This is a genomic window from Streptomyces dysideae (genome assembly GCF_001514305.1).
GTDB lineage: Bacteria > Actinomycetota > Actinomycetes > Streptomycetales > Streptomycetaceae > Streptomyces > Streptomyces dysideae.
This window is the reverse complement of sequence record NZ_KQ949115.1, coordinates 13559-29994: the sequence shown is the minus strand read 5'-3', so window position 1 is coordinate 29994 and position 16436 is coordinate 13559. Positions and strand designations below refer to the sequence as shown.

Genomic DNA, 16436 nt, shown 5'->3' with positions numbered 1-16436 from the left:
TCTCCTGGAAACGCGCCGACGACTCCGTGCTGAACTGCAACACCGCCATCTGCCGCTCACCTGCGAGCCGAAGTCGCACGTCGAGGCCATGCGTGTCTCGCAGGTAGTCGACGATGCGCTCCCGTGAGCCTTCGCTCATGGCCTCGACACAGATCTCGATCCGGCCCGAGCCGCCTTCCGTACGCTCCTGAAGTCCCTGGGAGCGCACCGTGAAGCAGCCGTCGTCCATGTACCAGACGGCCAGGGCCAGTGGAGTCAGCGCCTTGAGGTGCTCCCAGGTGACGTGCTTCTTGTCTCCGCCGAAGTAGACGACTTCCCTCAGCTCGTCCAGCTCTGGAAGCGGAGAGAAGTCCGCGAAGACCGCGCCTTTCTCGTTCTGGGTGCGAGAGCATCCGATGTTCCCGAGCAACGAGACCTTCCAGTCCAGGTACTCGGTCTGCTTGACACCATGACCCATGCGGAAGCGGACGCCGGTGCGGCCCCTCCTATTCGGGGAAAGGCTGCCGTCGCCCATCAGCGCCCCGAGGACGACCTGCTCCTGTTGCCCGCTCAGTGCCTTCTTCTCACTGATCAGCACACGGTCTCCGGCGATCAGCTCACCCGCCTCACGCCAGCCTCCTGGTGTGCGGATCAAGTGGTTCTCCGTCGCGGCGAACTGCGCCTTGCCGTTCTTTCCGGACTTGGCCACGGTGAACTGCAGAAACCGCTCGGCGTTCCCGTTGTCGAACCAGTTGGTGACGCGTCGGGGGACGATCTTGTCGGTGTCAGGATCGTAGGAGAGGACCTCCACGTCCATCCGCTGGTTGACGATCTTGCCGATCTTCTCCTGCGTGCCGTCGGCGAGCGTGACCCGAGTCGAGTAGTTGAAGCACCCGAACATCACGCCGATCTTCTCGCGCAGCTGGTTGATGAAGATCGCCGTGGTCTTGGACTGGTTGAGCGCACTGGTGATCTTCCGCAGGGCCTGGCTCATCAGACGGGCCTGCAGACCGACGTGGCTGTCACCCATCTCGCCCTCGATCTCCGCACGCGGGACGAGCGCGGCGACGGAGTCGATGACGATGAGGTCGAGGGCGCCGGAGCGGACCAGCATGTCCACGATCTCCAGGGCCTGCTCGCCGTTGTCGGGCTGGGAGAGGATGAGGTTGTCGATGTCGACGCCGAGCTTCTTCGCGTACTCGGGGTCGAGAGCGTGCTCCGCGTCCACGAACGCGACCTGGCCGCCGGCCTTCTGTGCGTTCGCCACCGCGTGCAGGGTCAGGGTTGTCTTACCGGAGGACTCCGGGCCGTAGACCTCCACCACGCGGCCGCGCGGCAGGCCGCCTACGCCGAGGGCCACGTCGAGCGCGGTCGACCCGGTCGGGATGACCTCGATGGGCTCGTTCGGCCGCTCGCCCATGCGCATGACCGCGCCTTTGCCGAACTGCCGTTCAATCTGTGCGAGTGCGGCATCCAGGGCCTTCTCGCGGTCGGTTCCTGCCATGGGTTCCACCCGATTTGCTTGAGTCGATCGCTTCACGTCAAAGACGCTAACGCCTGCCACTGACAATGCGCCCCGACGCCCGTCCGGCCTGTGGATAACTCGGGCACTTCTCCGTCAAAACCATGACGAACCGCCCGCCGAGAACCTCACCGGAGCTTCCATAAGAATGGATGTTCGATTTTCGTGTCAAGCGCACCACGCGGCACTCCGACACTACGTCCGCGGCCCGGCGACGCCCCTCAGGAGGAGCCCTCCCCGGCCCCTCCTGCGTCCACCGACACCGGGGATTCCGGCCGCCGGGCCCACAGCGCACGCGCGCGCGTGACCAGTCCGCCCCCTGGTCCCGCGCCCCGGTGCCCGTGCACCCGGGGGTCGTCCGTCACGTCGTACCGCTTCACGTACGCACCCAGGAACGCCTGCAGCGTGGCGACCGCCGGGATGGCGATCAGCGCGCCGACCGCGCCCAGGAGGGCGGTGCCCGCGATGACCGAGCCGAAGGCGACCGCGGGATGGATGTCGACGGTCTTCGCGGTCAGCTTGGGCTGCAGCACGTAGTTCTCGAACTGCTGGTAGACCACGACGAAGGCCAGCACCCACAGCGCGTACCAGGGATCGACCGTGAAGGCGATCAGCATGGGCAGGGCGCCCGCGAGATACGTGCCGATGCTGGGGATGAACTGCGACACCAGACCGACCCACACGGCGAGCACGGGCGCGTACGGCACGTTCAGGAATTCCAGCAGGATGTAGTGGGCTATGCCGGAGATCAGCGCCATCAGGCCGCGCGAGTACAGATACCCGCCGGTCTTGTTCACGGCGATCTCCCACGCGCGCAGCACCTCGGCCTGCCTGGCGGGCGGCAGTACGGAGCACAGCGCGCGGCGCAGCCGGGGGCCGTCGGCGGCGAAGTAGAACGAGAACAGCGTGATCGTCAGCAGCTGGAAGAGGCCGCCGAGGACCTGGGCGGACACGTCGAGGACGCCGGTGGCGCTGTTCTGCACGTAGTTGCGCAGCCAGTCGGAGCGGAGCAGGCCCTCCTGGACGTCCACGCGGCGCAGCTCGGTGTGGAAGTGGGTGTTGATCCAGTGGATGACGGAGTCGAGGTAGGCCGGGAAGTCCTCGACGATCTTGATGATCTGGTTCGCGAGCATCGAGCCCATCAGCGTGACGAACCCCGCGGACACGACGATCACGGCGAGGAACACAAGCCCCGTGGCCAGCCCCCGGCGCATGCCGCGCGCGGCCATCCAGCTCACCGCGGGCTCGATGGCCAGGGCCAGGAAGAACGCGATGAGGATGTTGATCAGCAGCCCGGTGAGCTGGTGAAAGGCCCAGCTGCCGAGCTGGAAAACGCCGACGAGCGCCAGCGCGAACACCATGGCGCGCGGCAGCCAACGCGGCATGCGGGCGCTCGGCCGGGCGGCGCCGTCCGGCGATGGCGGGATGGGCGGCGTCGTGCCGAACGGGGATGCGTCCTGGGCGGGCTGCCCGGTCTCGTCAGTGCGTGCCACGGACCAAGTCTCACCCACGCCGCCGACAATCGGCTGACGTCCCTCGATCTTCGTGACCGATCAGCGCTTTTCCCCGGGAACGTTCATCTCCGTGCAGACCACCCGCCACACGTCCTTGGCCGCCCAGCCGGCGTCCAGCGCCTCGTGCACCGTGCGCCCGCCGAGCTGCGCCATCACGTGATCGCGCGCGAACGTGTCGGCGTACCCCGGACCGAAGTGATCCGTCATCCGCTCCCAGAAGACCGTCAACCGCATGACACCAGTATCCCGCCCCTGAGGGTGGGCCTTGGCCGGGACCGCTTACCGAGACCGCTTTCCGTCCTACGGTCTGACGCATGGCCGAAACAGGAGCTTCCCCACTCCCCCCGACGCCCCCGGCGCACTCCCCGCTGTTCCGCGCCGAGCAGTTCGTCTGGCTCACCGCGCGCGTGCTGGAGCAGCGCCTGTTCGCGCACCACTTCCTGAACGGCGGCGCCGACCCGGTGGAGACCGCGCTGGACGCCTACCGCAACGAAGACGGCGGGTACGGGCACGCACTGGAACCCGATCTGCGCGGCCCGGTCAGCCAACCCCTGCACACCGGTCACGCACTGACCGTCCTGGACTCCATCGGGCGCTGCGGCGGACAGCGTGTGGAGCGCGTATGCCGTTACCTCACCTCGGTCTCCACCCCGGACGGTGCCCTGCCGGCGATCCATCCCAGTCAGCGCGGCTACCCGGCGGCGCCCTTCATGCCGATCGTGGACGACCCGCCCAGCGAACTCCTGGCCACCGGGCCGGTGGTGGGCCTGCTGCACCGCAACGAGGTGTGGCACGCCTGGCTGTTCCGGGCCACGGACTTCTGCTGGCAGGCGGTCGAGTCCCTGGAGAAGTCCCACCCGTACGAGCTGGAGGCCGCCGTGGCCTTCCTGGACTCGGTTCCCGACCGCCCGCGTGCGGAGGCGGCCGCCGACCGCCTCGGCCGCCTGGTACGCGAACACCGCCTGGCGGTCCTGGACCCGGACAATCTCGACGCGTACCCCGTCGCCCCCGGCTACGCCCCCGGTGAGCACCACTTCCCGCACGACTACGCGAGGACACCGCACTCCTTGGCGCGCACCTGGTTCACGGACGAGGAGATGGAGCGCTCCCTGGACTTCCTGACAGCCGAGCAGCAGGAGGACGGCGGCTGGCCGATCCTCCCCCACTGCTTGACGCGTGGGTGGTACCCCCAGCGCCAGTGGGCGCCGACCACGGCCCTGGAGGCACGCCCCATGGTGACGATCGAGGCCCTGCACACCCTCAGGGCGTACGGCCGCCCCATCGGCTGACCCGTCTCACCCGCCCAGGGCCCGCACCCCCGCGGTCACCACCACGGCCGCCGCGACGACGAGCAGGAAGGGCGCGCGCAGCACCAGCGCCACGGCGGCAGCGGCAAGCCCCGCGGCCCTGGCGTCCAGTACCAGCGCGCGCCCGTCGGCAAAGGCCTGCTGAGCCGTGAGCGCGGCAAGAAGGGCGACCGGCAGCAAGGCGGCCAGCCGCCTGACGAGAGGCCGCTCAAGGACGCCCGAGGGCACGAGCAGCCCCGCCAACTTGACGGCATAACAGCCAAGAGCAGGCCGGCGGCATACGGATCATCAAGCACCGGCCGGACAAACGCCGGCGTCCCTCGAATCGAGGTGGTCTCGGCCGCGATCTCGGCAACCACCTCCGGCGCCGGATACAAGGCCCCGTACCGCCACCGCCACCCCTCGGGGCCCCCGGCCCGCCCCGTATGCGCCGTATCAGGATTGACCAGCGCCAGCGCTCCGGCCCCCGCGTACTGATCAGCACCCCGATGATGAAAAACCTCAACCCCGTCAGCGATGGCGGCGATGACGAAGTTCTCATGTGTATGCCGCACAAACGCTTTCCGGACATACCGGGCCCGCAGCAGATCGACACCGGGCAACTCCCCGTACCGCCAGTGCCGCGCCACCTCACCGGACCCTGTCATGCCCCCATTGTCCGGCACAGCGAAGCGACAGCCCGGTGCCCCCCGCACAGGCCGCCGCAGGCATCCCGCAGGACGTCTCCCCAGCTCAGCCTCATTGTCAGTGCCCGGGTGCAGGATGGACCCATGGTCAGCAACCCGCACCGAGCCCTCGACGGCTTCTCCCCCGCGACCCGCGGCTGGTTCGCGGGGGCCTTCGACGCGCCCACCGCGGCCCAGGCGGGCGCGTGGCAGGCCATCCGAGAGGGCTCGGACGTGCTGGTGGTCGCCCCCACCGGCTCGGGCAAGACCCTGGCCGCCTTCCTGGCCGCCCTCGACCAGCTCGCCTCGACGCCTCCCCCCGCCGACCCCAGGAAGCGCTGCCGAGTCCTGTACGTCTCCCCGCTCAAGGCCCTCGCGGTCGACGTGGAACGCAACCTCCGCAGCCCCCTCACCGGCATCCGCCAGGAATCCGTCCGCCGGGGCCTGCCCGAACCCGAGGTGAAGGTCGGCATCCGCTCCGGCGACACCCCCGCCGCCGAGCGCCGCGCCCTGTCCACCCGCCCCCCGGACATCCTGATCACCACCCCGGAGTCCCTGTTCCTGATGCTGACGTCGGCCACCCGCGACGCGCTGACCGGCATCGAGACGGTGATCCTCGACGAGGTCCACGCGGTGGCGGGCACCAAGCGCGGCGCACACCTGGCGCTCTCCCTGGAGCGCCTGGACGAGCTTCTCCCGAGGCCGGCCCGCCGCATCGGCCTGTCCGCGACGGTCCGCCCGGTCGACGAGGTGGCCCGCTATCTCTCCCCCCGCCGCAAGGCGGAGATCGTCCAGCCGAAGTCGGGCAAGGAGTTCGACCTCTCGGTAGTGGTCCCGGTGGAGGACCTGGCAGAACTGGCCGGCTCCCCGGTGACCGACGGCACAGAAGGCGCGGAACGCCCGTCGATCTGGCCTCACGTCGAAGAGAGGATCACCGACCTCGTCCAGGCCCACCGCTCCACGATCGTGTTCGCCAACTCCCGCCGCCTCGCGGAACGCCTCTGCAACCGCCTCAACGAGATCGCGTACGAACGAGCCACCGGCGAACCGCTCGACGAACACCACGCCCCCGCAGAACTCATGGGCGGCTCCGGCGCAGCCCAGGGCGCCCCGCCGGTCATCGCCCGCGCCCACCACGGCTCGGTGTCCAAGGAACAGCGCGCCCTCGTAGAAGAAGACCTCAAAGCCGGCCGCCTCCCCGCCGTCGTGGCGACATCCAGCCTCGAACTGGGCATCGACATGGGTGCGGTGGACCTGGTGGTCCAGGTCGAATCCCCACCCTCCGTAGCGTCGGGCCTCCAGCGAGTGGGCCGCGCGGGCCACCAGGTCGGCGCGGTCTCCACCGGCGTGGTCTTCCCCAAGTACCGCGGCGACCTGGTCCAGGCAGCGGTCGTCACCGAGCGTATGCGCACCGGCGCGATCGAGTCCCTGAAGGTCCCCGCCAACCCGCTGGACGTCCTGGCCCAGCAACTGGTCGCGATGACGGCGATGGACACCTGGCAGCTCGACGACCTCCTCGCGACCGTCCGCCGAGCCGCCCCCTTCGCCTCCCTTCCCGACTCCGCCTTCACAGCGGTCCTCGACATGCTCGCCGGCCGCTACCCCTCCGACGCCTTCGCGGAGCTGCGCCCGCGCGTGGTCTGGGACCGCGTCGCCGGCACGATCACCGGCCGCCCCGGCGCCCAGCGCCTCGCCGTCACGTCCGGGGGCACGATCCCCGACCGAGGCCTCTTCGGGGTGTTCCTGGCCGGTGCCGACCCCAAGAAGGGCGGCGGCAGGGTCGGCGAGCTCGACGAGGAGATGGTCTACGAGTCCCGTGTGGGCGATGTCTTCACGCTCGGCACCAGCTCCTGGCGCATCGAGGACATCACGCGTGACCGCGTCCTGGTCTCCCCCGCGCCCGGCGTCCCCGGCAGGCTGCCCTTCTGGAAGGGCGACCAGCTGGGCCGCCCGCTCGAACTGGGCCGCGCGGTGGGCGCGTTCCTGCGCGAGGTCGGATCGCTGTCCAAGGAGGACGCCCGCCTCCGCCTGCTCGCCGCGGGCCTGGATGCCTGGGCGGCCGACAACGTGCTCTCCTACCTGGACGAACAGCGCGAGGCCTGCGGCCACATCCCGGACGACCGCACGATCGTCGTGGAGCGCTTCCGCGACGAACTCGGCGACTGGCGCGTCGTCGTGCACTCCCCCTTCGGCGCCCAGGTGCACGCCCCGTGGGCCCTCGCGCTCGGCGCCAAGCTCTCCGAGCGGTACGGCATGGACGCCCAGGTCATGCACGCCGACGACGGCATCGTGCTACGCCTGCCGGACGCCGACCTGATGGGCCTGGACCTGCTGGACCAGGAACCGACAAAGGCCGGCACGGAGTACGACGCGGACCAGGCCCCCGTAGGCGCGACGGACGTCGTGTTCGACAAGGGCGACGTCGACCAGCTGGTCACCGACCAGGTCGGCAGCTCGGCCCTCTTCGCCTCCCGCTTCCGCGAGTGCGCCGCCCGCGCCCTCCTCCTGCCGCGCCGCAACCCGGGCAAGCGCACCCCCCTGTGGCAGCAGCGCCAGCGCGCGTCCCAACTGCTCCAGGTGGCCGGCGAGTTCGGCTCGTTCCCGATCGTCCTGGAGGCGGTCCGCGAGTGCCTCCAGGACGTCTTCGACGTCCCCGGCCTGGTCGAGCTGATGGGCGACCTGGAATCCCGCAAGGTGCGCCTGGTCGAGGTCACCACCCCCGAGCCGTCCCCCTTCGCCCGCTCCCTCCTCTTCGGGTACGTCGCCCAGTTCCTCTACGAGGGAGACTCACCGCTCGCTGAGCGCCGCGCCGCCGCCCTCTCCCTGGACTCGCGTCTGCTGGCCGAGTTGCTCGGCCAGGCGGAGCTGCGCGAGCTGCTCGACGCCGAGGTACTGACCGAGCTGGAGCAGGAACTCCAGTGGCTCACGGAGGACCGCCGAGTCAAGGACGCCGAAGGCGTCGCAGACCTGCTCCGCCTCCTCGGCCCGCTCACAGACGCGGAGTTGGCCGAGCGGGGCGCCGAGCCGCAGTGGGCCCAGGAGCTGGCCGGCGCCCGCCGCGCGATCCGGGTCCGGGTCGCCGGCGCCGACCACTGGGCGGCGATCGAGGACGCGGGCCGCCTGCGCGACGCGCTCGGCACGGCACTGCCGGTCGGCGTCCCGGAAGCCTTCATGGACCCCGTGAAGGACCCGCTCGGCGACCTCCTCGCGCGCTACGCCCGCACCCACGGCCCCTTCACATCGGCCACGGCGGCGGCCCGCTTCGGCCTGGGCGTGGCGGTCACGGAGGGCGCCCTCCAGCGGCTGGCGGCCACGGGACGGGTCGTGCAGGGCGAGTTCCACCCGGCGGGGATCGGCCAGGAGTGGTGCGACGCGACGGTCCTGCGTCGCCTCCGCCGCCGTTCCCTGGCCGCCCTGCGGCACGAACTCGAACCGGTGCCCCCGCCCGCCCTCGCCCAGTTCCTCCCGCAGTGGCAGCACATCGGCAGGGGCCACTGGCTGCGCGGCATCGACGGACTGGTGCGTGCCGTGGAGCAGTTGCAGGGCGCGTCCGTACCCGCGTCGGCACTGGAGAAGCTGGTCCTCCCGTCCCGCGTCGCGAACTACACGCCCGCCATGCTCGACGAACTCACCTCGGCCGGCGAGGTCGTCTGGGCCGGAGCGGGCGCCCTCCCCGGCAAGGACGGCTGGGTCTCGCTGTACGTGGCGGACGCGGCCCCCCTTCTCCTCCCCCCGCCGCACCCCCTGGAGGTGACGGCGCTCCACCAGTCCGTCCTGGACGCCCTCTCCGGCGGCTACGGCCTGTTCTTCCGCCAGATCGCCGACCAGATCCGCGCCACCACACACCCCGACGTCACCGATCCCCAACTGGCCGACGCCGTCTGGGACCTGGCCTGGTCGGGCCGCCTCACGAACGACACGCTCGCGCCGATGCGCTCCCTGCTGGGCTCGGGCCGCACCGCGGGCTCCACGGCCCACCGGGCCAAGCGCACGGTCCCGCGCGGACGCTACGGCTCCCTGACGGCCGCCGCCCGCCCCGCCTCCCGCACCGGCCCGCCGACCGTGGCCGGCCGCTGGTCCCTGCTCCAGGAGCGCGACCCCGACCCCACCGTGCGCGCCCACGCCCTGGCCCGCACACTCCTCGACCGGCACGGCGTGGTGACCCGGGGCGCGGTCTCCGCGGAGGGCGTCGAGGGCGGCTTCTCGGCGACGTACCGCATCCTGTCCGCGTTCGAGGACAGCGGCCAGGCCCGGCGTGGCTATGTGGTCGAGGGTCTCGGCGCCGCCCAGTTCGCGATGGACGGCGCGGTGGACCGCCTGCGCGCGGTGGCCAACGCCCGCGACCGGGGCGACGCCCTACCAGGCAACCCCGACGACTTCAGCGCCTCCGCCGACTTCGGCCCCTTCGGCTCCGCATCCCCCGATGACCCCACCTCACTCGGCACCACCCCCCGCTGGGACGGCTTCGAGGACGACTTCCCTGACGTCGACGACACCAAGTTCGACTTCCCACCCCCAGCCACGCCCGCACCCGGCGACTACATCTCGCCCCGCGACCACGCCACACCAACCACCGGCGGCCGTCAGAACAGCCGCGCCTTCGCCCCTCACCGCACCCGCCCCGCCCCCGACACCCGAGCCGTCGTCCTGGCCGCCGCCGACCCCGCGAACGCCTACGGCGCCGCCCTCCCCTGGCCCGAGCCCCCGACCGGCGCCGGTCACAAGCCTGGCCGCAAGGCGGGCTCCCTGGTGGTCCTCGTCGACGGCGAGCTGACCCTCTACATGGAGCGCGGCGGCAAAACCCTGCTGGCCTGGCCGGCCGCCCCGGACGCCACGCCCACCGACGACCCCCGCCTCCCCACGGCCGCGGAGGCCCTCGCCGCAGCCGCCCGCGCAGGCTCCCTCGGCACGGTCACGGTCGAACGCGTCAACGGCGCCTCGGCGCTCACCTCCCCCATCGGCACCCTCCTGGAAGGAGCGGGCTTCATCGCGACGCCCCGAGGCCTGAGACTGCGAGCCTGACAGGCCCCGGGCCGGCACCCGCACGCCTCACCACCGCCGCACCCCAGCCCTCACCCCATGCCACCCTTGACCCATGCCCGAAGGTGACACGGTCCGGCAGACCGCGAAACGGCTGCACACCGCCCTCGCGGGCCGGGCCCTGACCCGCAGCGATCTCCGCGTCCCCAAGTACGCCACGGCCGACCTCACGGGCCGCACCGTCCTGGACGTCACCCCGCGCGGCAAACACCTCCTCACCCGGGTCGAGGGCGGCCTGACCCTTCACTCGCACCTGGGGATGGACGGCACCTGGAAGGTGTACGCCACCGGTCGGCGCTGGACCGGCGGCCCCACCCACCAGATCCGCGCGATCCTGGGCACCGTCGACCACACGGCCGTCGGCTACCGCCTCCCCGTCCTCGAACTCCTCCGCACGACGGACGAGCCCCGCGCCGTGGGCCACCTCGGCCCCGACCTCCTGGGCCCGGACTGGAACCCGGACCAGGCGCTCGCCAATCTCCTCGCGGACCCCGCCCGCCCCCTCGGCGAGGCCCTGCTCGACCAGCGCAACCTCGCCGGCATCGGCAACGTGTACAAGAGCGAGCTCTGCTTCCTGCTCGGCGCCACCCCCTGGCTCCCCGTCGGCGCCCTCCCGGCCGACCACGCCGCCAAGCTCCCGGCCCTGGCGAAGAAGCTGCTGGAGGCCAACCGCGACCGCCCGGTCCGCAGCACGACGGGCCGCCGCGGCCAGGACCTGTTCGTGTACGGCCGAGTACGCCGCCCATGCCTGCGCTGCCACACCCCGGTCCGCGCCGCCGACCAGGGCGACGGCTCCCGCGAGCGCCCCACCTACTGGTGCCCGACCTGCCAGACGGGCCCGGCCCCGACGGCCGCCCCACGTCACGGAACGCCACGGCGCACAACTAATTGACGACCCGTCAGAAACCCTCGTACGGTCCCTTCATGCCCGTCAAGGCGTACGACCTCACCGGACGCATCGCATTCGTCACCGGCGCCGCCGGCGGGATCGGCCGCGCTTCGGCCGTCCTGCTCGCCGAAGCCGGCGCCACCGTGCACTGCGCGGACCGCGACGCCCAGGGCCTGCACGAGACGGCGACCCTGATCAAGGACACCGGCGGCACCGCCCACGCCCACCACCTGGACGTCACCGACCGCGCCCAGCTGAAGCAGGCCGTCACCTCCTGCGGCCGCCTGGACGTCATGGCCGCGATCGCCGGGATCATGCACAGCAGCACGGTCCTGGAGACCCGGGAGGAGGACCTCGACCGGGTACTGGCCGTCAACTTCAAGGGAGTGCTGTACGCCTGCCAGGAGGCGGCCCACGCCATGCTCGCCCGGCGGACCGGGGGCAGCATCGTCACCATGGCCTCCGGCGCCGTCGACACCGGCGGTCCCGGCCTGCTCTGTTATGGCGCGGCCAAGGCGGCCGTCGTCCAGCTGACGAAGACGCTGGCGAACGAGATCGGCCGGCACGGCATCCGCGTCAACGCGGTCGCGCCGGGCTGGATCCGCACCCCCATGACCGACCGCCACGGCGAGGCCCAGGCGCAGACCGAGGCGTTCATGGCCCGGATGTCACCGCTGGGCCGCGTCGGCGAGCCGGCGGACGTCGCTCAGGCCGTCCTGTACCTGGCCTCCGACGCGTCGTCCTTCACAACGGGTCAGATCCTGCGTCCGAACGGGGGTGCGACGATGCCGTGGTAGCCCGCCAGGTCGCCCGCCACCGTCCCGCGGCGACGGCCCCGGCCGCCCGCGCCTTCGGCACACAGTGCACCGGCAGCAGGCTCAGCCCCCACCCTCCTGCGGCGACCGCCCCCTCCAGCACCCCCGCCTCCGGTGCCACCGCGAGCCTCAGCACGGCCCACCACCACAGCGCCCCGAGCCCGAGGGCCGCCCCCCAGCGCCCTGTCGGCCGCGCCATGGAACCACCTCCAGCCCGACGCTAGAACGCCGTCTCCCCCACCGGGAGGGCGCACCGACGGCACACGGACGCAGCACAGGCCAACGCCGCGCAGCCCCTCGACGCCGTCGCACCCTTCCACGATGACCGCGGCACCCCACACCGGCAAACGGACCCGAGGCACCCCCCGGACGGCCCTCAGACAGCACGAAACCCCGACCGCACCTCCCCCGATCTTCCTGGGGAAACCCCGGCCGGGGCCTCACACCTACGTGTCAGTTCACGCGCGTGAGCGTCACGCGGCGACCACGTCGACCGCCTCGGAAGGCGCCTTGATGGTCACCCGTTCCGGTGGCACACCGGTCACCGACACGGAACCCAGCATCGGGCGAACCGGCGTGGGTACAGGTTCGCTGGGGGTGGCCGCTGCAGACTTGGCCAGCTCGGCGAGGGCGAGCTCGTCGCTCACTTCCCGCATGAGCTCGGACATCCGTACGTCCAGCGCGTCGCAGATGGCGGCGAGCAGCTCGGAGGAAGCCTCCTTCTGCCCCCGCTCCACCTCGGAGAGATAGCCGAGCGAGACTCGGGCGGACGAGGAGACTTCGCGCAGAGTACGGCCCTGGCGCTGGCGCTGCCGACGCAGCACGTCACCCAGCAGGCGACGGAGCAGAATCATCGGTGGCTCCCTCCTCGGACCGCGTAGCCGCATCCTTCACGCCCCACCGTACCGCCTCGCGCCGCGGCCGTGCGGGGAGCGATGTCGTGTTCACTCAGGGCTGCAAACATCAAAACCCCCCGTTCCGTTCCGTATCCTGTGCCCGCTCATTCCCAGTGTGTTCGCCCGCAAGCTCCTTCAGGAGCAGTGCAAGTACGCTCCGTACACTCTCCATACGAATTTCCGCCCGGTCGCCGTTCAACCGCAGCGCCTCCACTTTTCCGCCACCGGCGGAACCGGAACCAGGGCCGAAAGGCCCGTCCACGGCCACGAAAACCGTGCCGACCGGCTGCCCGTCCTGCGGCTCGGGGCCCGCGACGCCGGTCGTCGCGAGGCCCCAGTCGGCGCCCAGAGCTTTCCGCACTCCGGCCGCCATCTGTGCCGCGACCTGCGCATCCACCGCTCCGTTCCGCGCCAGCAGAGTGGCGTCGACCCCGAGCAGGCGGTGCTTCAGATCGGTGGCGTAGGCCGTCACCGAACCCCGGAATGCCTTGGAGGCCCCGGGGGCCGCTGTGATTTCCGCCGCAACCAGACCACCCGTCAGCGACTCGGCGACGGCGAGGGTCTCGCCCTTCACCGTCAGTAGTCGCACCACGTCGGCGGCGGGGGAATTCACGCTTCCGTCTCCTCCAACGCGGCCTTGCGCTCGGCGATTCCCTGCCTGCGCAGCACAATGGCCTGTCTCACATAGTCGAGCCCGGTCACGACGGTCAGGACGACCGCTGCGGCCATCACCCAGAACCGCAGTGTGGCCAGCCACCCCGTCAGCGCCAGGATGTACATCCCGACGGCCACGCCCTGTGTGAGCGTCTTGAGCTTGCCGCCCCGGCTCGCGGGGATGACGCCGTACCGGATGACCACGAAACGCAGCACCGTGATCCCGAGTTCCCGACCGAGGATGACACCCGTCACCCACCACGGCAGATCCCCCAGCGCGGACAGACAGATCAGCGCCGCCCCCATGATCGCCTTGTCGGCGATGGGGTCGGCGATCTTCCCGAAGTCGGTGACGAGGTTGTACGTCCGGGCCAGATGACCGTCGAACAGGTCGGTGATCATGGCGATGGCGAAGGCCGCCCAGGCGAGCGAACGCCAGGCTGGGTCGTAGCCGCCGTCGGCCAGCATCAGCGCGACGAAGGCGGGCACGAGGACCAGCCGGAGCATGGTCAGAAGGTTGGCGATGTTCCAGACGCTGGCCTGGTTGACGGCCGCGGCCGCGATCTTCCCACCGCGCACGGACTTGGCACCGGACTCGGCGCCGGACGCCGCGGAGGCGCCGGCCGCCTTGGACGAAGCCGCACCGGCCTTGGCCGCACCCGTCGCACCCGCCTGGGAGGGACCACCCGCGGCGGACGCCGGGGCTCCGGTCATCTGCCCGCCTCCTCACTGCCTGCGAGCGAACCCTGGAGCGGCTCGGCCACCAGGTCGACACCTTCCGTACCGACCACCTTCGCCTCGACCATACGACCGACGCTCAGGCCCTCGCCGCTCGTGAGCAGCACCTGGCCGTCCGTCTCCGGCGCCTGGTGCGCCCCGCGGCCGTACACGCCCTCCTCGGAGTCCACCGACTCCACGAGCACTTGCACGGTCTCCCCGAGGCGCTCCTCGGCCCGCTGCGAGACGAGCTCCTCGGCCAGCCGGGAGACCCGGGCCAGCCGCTCGGCGACGACGTCCTGGTCGAGCTTGTTCTCGTACGTCGCGGCTTCCGTGCCCTCCTCGTCGGAGTACCCGAAGACGCCGATGGCGTCCAGCCGCGCGCCGTTCAGGAACCGCTCCAGCTCGGCCAGGTCGGCCGCGGTCTCGCCGGGGAAGCCCACGATGAAGTTGGAGCGCACGCCCGCCTGCGGGGCCTTGCTCCGAATGGCGTCGAGCAGCTCCAGGAAGCGGTCGGTGTCGCCGAAGCGGCGCATCGCGCGCAGCACGCCGGGGGCGGAGTGCTGGAAGGAGAGGTCGAAGTAGGGCGCGATCTTCGGCGTCGACGTGAGGACGTCGATGAGGCCGGGCCGCATCTCGGCCGGCTGGAGGTAGCTGACGCGCACCCGCTCGACGCCGTCGACCTCGGCGAGCTCGGGCAGCAGGGACTCCAGTAGGCGGATGTCGCCCAGGTCCTTGCCGTAGGAGGTGTTGTTCTCGGAGACCAGCATGATCTCCTTGACGCCCTGCTCGGCCAGCCAGCGCGTCTCGTTCAGCACGTCGCTCGGGCGGCGCGAGATGAAGGAACCGCGGAAGGACGGGATGGCGCAGAAGGAGCAGCGCCGGTCGCAGCCGGAGGCGAGCTTCACCGAGGCGACCGGGGCGCCGTCCAGCCGGCGGCGCAGGGGCGCACGGGGGCCGGAGGCGGGCGCGAGACCGTCGGGAAGATCCGTCGGACCATGGCCCGGCAGCGCGACCTCGGCGGCGGACTCCTGCCGCTCGGCCGGGCTGATCGGCAGCAGCTTGCGCCGGTCGCGCGGGGTGTGGGAGGCGTGGATGCCGCCGTTCAGGATGGTCTGCAGGCGGTCCGAGATGTCGCTGTAGTCGTCGAAGCCGAGCACACCGTCGGCCTCGGGCAGGGCCTCGGCGAGCTCCTTGCCGTACCGCTCGGCCATGCAGCCCACCGCCACGACGGCCTGGGTTCTGCCGTGCCCCTTGAGGTCGTTCGCCTCCAAGAGGGCGTCGACGGAGTCCTTCTTGGCGGCCTCGACGAAGCCACAGGTGTTGACGACAGCGACGTCCGCGTCCTCGGCGTCCTCCACGAGTTGCCAGCCGTCCGCCTCCAAGCGGCCTGCGAGCTCCTCCGAGTCCACCTCGTTACGGGCGCAGCCAAGAGTGACGAGTGCGACGGTACGGCGTTCGGGCATGGGCTCAAGACTACTTCGTCCCACTGACACCCCACGTCGACGGGGTTGGCCGATCTTGGCCAACCCCGTGGTCACTCAGCCCTTCCGACCGGTTATCCGACCTGCGGGTCGCCCTTCGTATACGTCAGGCGCTCCACGGCCCCGGGCCGGAAGTCGTCGATCCGCTTGCCGTTGACGTACAGCTGGATCGCGCCCGCCTGGCCGAGGACGAGGTCGATCTTCTGACTGTCCTGGAAGGTCTTGCTCTCGCCCTGCTTGAGCAACCCGTCGAAGAGGAGCCGGCCGTTGTGGTCCTTGGCGGAGATCCAACTCTCGTCGTGGACGGCGCTGACCTGGACGGTGACCTTGTCCTGGGGCGCGGCGGCGATGGCACTGTCCGACGCGTCCGGCTTGGGGTTCTCGGGCTTGTCGGTCTTGGGCGTGGGCGAGGGGGACTTGTCGGCCGTGGGCTCGGAGCCCTCGGCGACCTGTGTCTTCCCGCCCTCGTCGCCGCCCTTGACGGCGGTGAACCCGACGAAGCCGACCACGGCGACGATCGCGGCCACCATGGCCGCCGTCCAGTTGGGCCCGCGCCGCTCGGGACGGATGCGTTCCGCCTCGAACAGGGGGGCCGCCGGGGTCGGCGCCGGGCGTCCGCCGTGCGAGTCGTCGTACTGGGCGAGCAGTGGGGCCGGGTCGAGGCGGACGGCCTTGGCCAGGGTCCGGATGTGACCACGGGCGTAGACGTCACCGCCGCAGGGGGCGAAGTCGTCGGCCTCGATGGCATGCACGATGACGATACGGACCCGGGTGGCGTTGCTGACGTCGTCGACGGTCAGCCCGGCCGCGATGCGCGCCTGCTGGAGGGCACGGCCGATCGAAGGGCGGGCTTCCTCACGATCGTCTTCGAACGGACGCTCGTCTTCAGGGGAGTTGCCGATGGACACGGGGGCGCCTTTCGAGCGTTTGAGCCACCTGTGCTGAGGGTTCAGT

General features: G+C 71.2%; 13 protein-coding genes and 3 pseudogenes. 4 read left to right on the top strand and 12 right to left on the bottom strand.

Features of this window, described 5'->3' with window-relative positions; translation table 11 throughout:
* Nucleotides 1-19: 19 nt before the first annotated feature.
* From AQJ91_RS57960 to AQJ91_RS40795, 4 genes and pseudogenes are all read right to left on the bottom strand, one after another.
* Nucleotides 20-634: pseudogene (locus AQJ91_RS57960) on the bottom strand (intein-containing recombinase RecA); the annotation flags it as partial.
* Nucleotides 635-1483: pseudogene (gene recA, locus AQJ91_RS57955) on the bottom strand (recombinase RecA); the annotation flags it as partial. It abuts the pseudogene before it with no gap.
* Nucleotides 1484-1722: 239 nt separating this feature from the next.
* A complete protein-coding gene (locus AQJ91_RS40800; protein WP_199848151.1) occupies nt 1723-2994 on the bottom strand; it encodes an AI-2E family transporter in 1272 nt (423 codons plus the stop codon).
* Nucleotides 2995-3054: 60 nt separating this feature from the next.
* On the bottom strand, nt 3055-3249 hold the full coding sequence (locus AQJ91_RS40795; protein ID WP_067032786.1) for a DUF3046 domain-containing protein: 195 nt from the start codon (nt 3247-3249) through the stop codon (nt 3055-3057).
* Nucleotides 3250-3329: 80 nt separating this feature from the next.
* On the opposite strand from AQJ91_RS40795, the gene AQJ91_RS40790 reads away from it, so the two are divergent.
* Nucleotides 3330-4304 carry a hypothetical protein gene (locus AQJ91_RS40790; protein ID WP_067032783.1) on the top strand — a complete coding sequence of 325 codons (975 nt, stop codon included), beginning with the start codon at nt 3330-3332 and terminating at the stop codon, nt 4302-4304.
* A gap of 6 nt (nt 4305-4310) precedes the next feature.
* Here AQJ91_RS40790 and AQJ91_RS40785 read toward each other — a convergent pair whose 3' ends face one another.
* A complete protein-coding gene (locus AQJ91_RS40785; protein ID WP_067032780.1) occupies nt 4311-4565 on the bottom strand; it encodes an AzlD domain-containing protein in 255 nt (84 codons plus the stop codon).
* Nucleotides 4556-4969, bottom strand: a pseudogene (locus tag AQJ91_RS51035) (AraC family ligand binding domain-containing protein); the annotation flags it as partial. The pseudogene AQJ91_RS51035 and the gene AQJ91_RS40785, both read right to left, overlap by 10 nt.
* A 123-nt stretch (nt 4970-5092) precedes the next feature.
* Here AQJ91_RS51035 and AQJ91_RS40780 point away from each other — a divergent pair.
* The 3 genes from AQJ91_RS40780 to AQJ91_RS40770 all read left to right on the top strand — a co-directional run bounded on the left by AQJ91_RS40780 (nt 5093) and on the right by AQJ91_RS40770 (nt 11713).
* Nucleotides 5093-10009, top strand: coding sequence for an ATP-dependent helicase (locus AQJ91_RS40780; protein WP_067032755.1), 4917 nt, complete (start codon nt 5093-5095; stop codon nt 10007-10009).
* A gap of 73 nt (nt 10010-10082) precedes the next feature.
* The gene (locus tag AQJ91_RS40775) at nt 10083-10919 is read left to right on the top strand and encodes an Fpg/Nei family DNA glycosylase (protein ID WP_067032754.1); all 837 of its coding nucleotides are present in this window, start codon (nt 10083-10085) and stop codon (nt 10917-10919) included.
* 32 nt (nt 10920-10951) lie between these two features.
* Nucleotides 10952-11713, top strand: a complete 762-nt coding sequence (locus tag AQJ91_RS40770) for an SDR family NAD(P)-dependent oxidoreductase (RefSeq protein WP_067032894.1) — start codon at nt 10952-10954, stop codon at nt 11711-11713.
* On the opposite strand, the gene AQJ91_RS56730 is transcribed toward AQJ91_RS40770, so the two are convergent.
* The 6 genes from AQJ91_RS56730 to AQJ91_RS40745 all read right to left on the bottom strand — a co-directional run bounded on the left by AQJ91_RS56730 (nt 11661) and on the right by AQJ91_RS40745 (nt 16390).
* Nucleotides 11661-11930 (bottom strand): hypothetical protein, encoded by a 270-nt coding sequence (locus tag AQJ91_RS56730; protein ID WP_079085581.1) that lies wholly within the window; start codon nt 11928-11930, stop codon nt 11661-11663. The two genes, AQJ91_RS40770 and AQJ91_RS56730, sit on opposite strands and share 53 nt — an antisense overlap.
* Before the next feature lie 274 nt (nt 11931-12204).
* Nucleotides 12205-12585, bottom strand: coding sequence for a helix-turn-helix domain-containing protein (locus tag AQJ91_RS40765; RefSeq protein WP_067032739.1), 381 nt, complete (start codon nt 12583-12585; stop codon nt 12205-12207).
* A gap of 109 nt (nt 12586-12694) precedes the next feature.
* Nucleotides 12695-13240 carry a CinA family protein gene (locus AQJ91_RS40760; RefSeq protein WP_067032736.1) on the bottom strand — a complete coding sequence of 182 codons (546 nt, stop codon included), beginning with the start codon at nt 13238-13240 and terminating at the stop codon, nt 12695-12697.
* On the bottom strand, nt 13237-13995 hold the full coding sequence (gene pgsA / locus AQJ91_RS40755; protein WP_067032733.1) for a CDP-diacylglycerol--glycerol-3-phosphate 3-phosphatidyltransferase: 759 nt from the start codon (nt 13993-13995) through the stop codon (nt 13237-13239). The genes AQJ91_RS40760 and pgsA overlap by 4 nt, the downstream gene beginning before the upstream one ends.
* Nucleotides 13992-15464, bottom strand: a complete 1473-nt coding sequence (rimO, locus tag AQJ91_RS40750) for a 30S ribosomal protein S12 methylthiotransferase RimO (RefSeq protein WP_067032724.1) — start codon at nt 15462-15464, stop codon at nt 13992-13994. The genes pgsA and rimO overlap by 4 nt, the downstream gene beginning before the upstream one ends.
* A gap of 92 nt (nt 15465-15556) precedes the next feature.
* A complete protein-coding gene (locus AQJ91_RS40745; RefSeq protein WP_067032721.1) occupies nt 15557-16390 on the bottom strand; it encodes a helix-turn-helix domain-containing protein in 834 nt (277 codons plus the stop codon).
* Between the last annotated feature and the right edge of the window lie 46 nt (nt 16391-16436).

Excerpts from the sequence above, each read along its gene's own strand:
- AQJ91_RS40795 (WP_067032786.1), bottom strand. The coding sequence starts at position 3,249 with ATGCGGTTGACGGTCTTCTGGGAGCGGATGACGGATCACTTCGGTCCG.
- AQJ91_RS40790 (WP_067032783.1), top strand. The coding sequence starts at position 3,330 with ATGGCCGAAACAGGAGCTTCCCCACTCCCCCCGACGCCCCCGGCGCAC.
- AQJ91_RS40780 (WP_067032755.1), top strand. The coding sequence starts at position 5,093 with ATGGTCAGCAACCCGCACCGAGCCCTCGACGGCTTCTCCCCCGCGACC.
- AQJ91_RS40775 (WP_067032754.1), top strand. The coding sequence starts at position 10,083 with ATGCCCGAAGGTGACACGGTCCGGCAGACCGCGAAACGGCTGCACACC.
- AQJ91_RS40770 (WP_067032894.1), top strand. The coding sequence starts at position 10,952 with ATGCCCGTCAAGGCGTACGACCTCACCGGACGCATCGCATTCGTCACC.
- AQJ91_RS56730 (WP_079085581.1), bottom strand. The coding sequence starts at position 11,930 with ATGGCGCGGCCGACAGGGCGCTGGGGGGCGGCCCTCGGGCTCGGGGCG.
- AQJ91_RS40765 (WP_067032739.1), bottom strand. The coding sequence starts at position 12,585 with ATGATTCTGCTCCGTCGCCTGCTGGGTGACGTGCTGCGTCGGCAGCGC.
- pgsA (WP_067032733.1), bottom strand. The coding sequence starts at position 13,995 with ATGACCGGAGCCCCGGCGTCCGCCGCGGGTGGTCCCTCCCAGGCGGGT.
- rimO (WP_067032724.1), bottom strand. The coding sequence starts at position 15,464 with ATGCCCGAACGCCGTACCGTCGCACTCGTCACTCTTGGCTGCGCCCGT.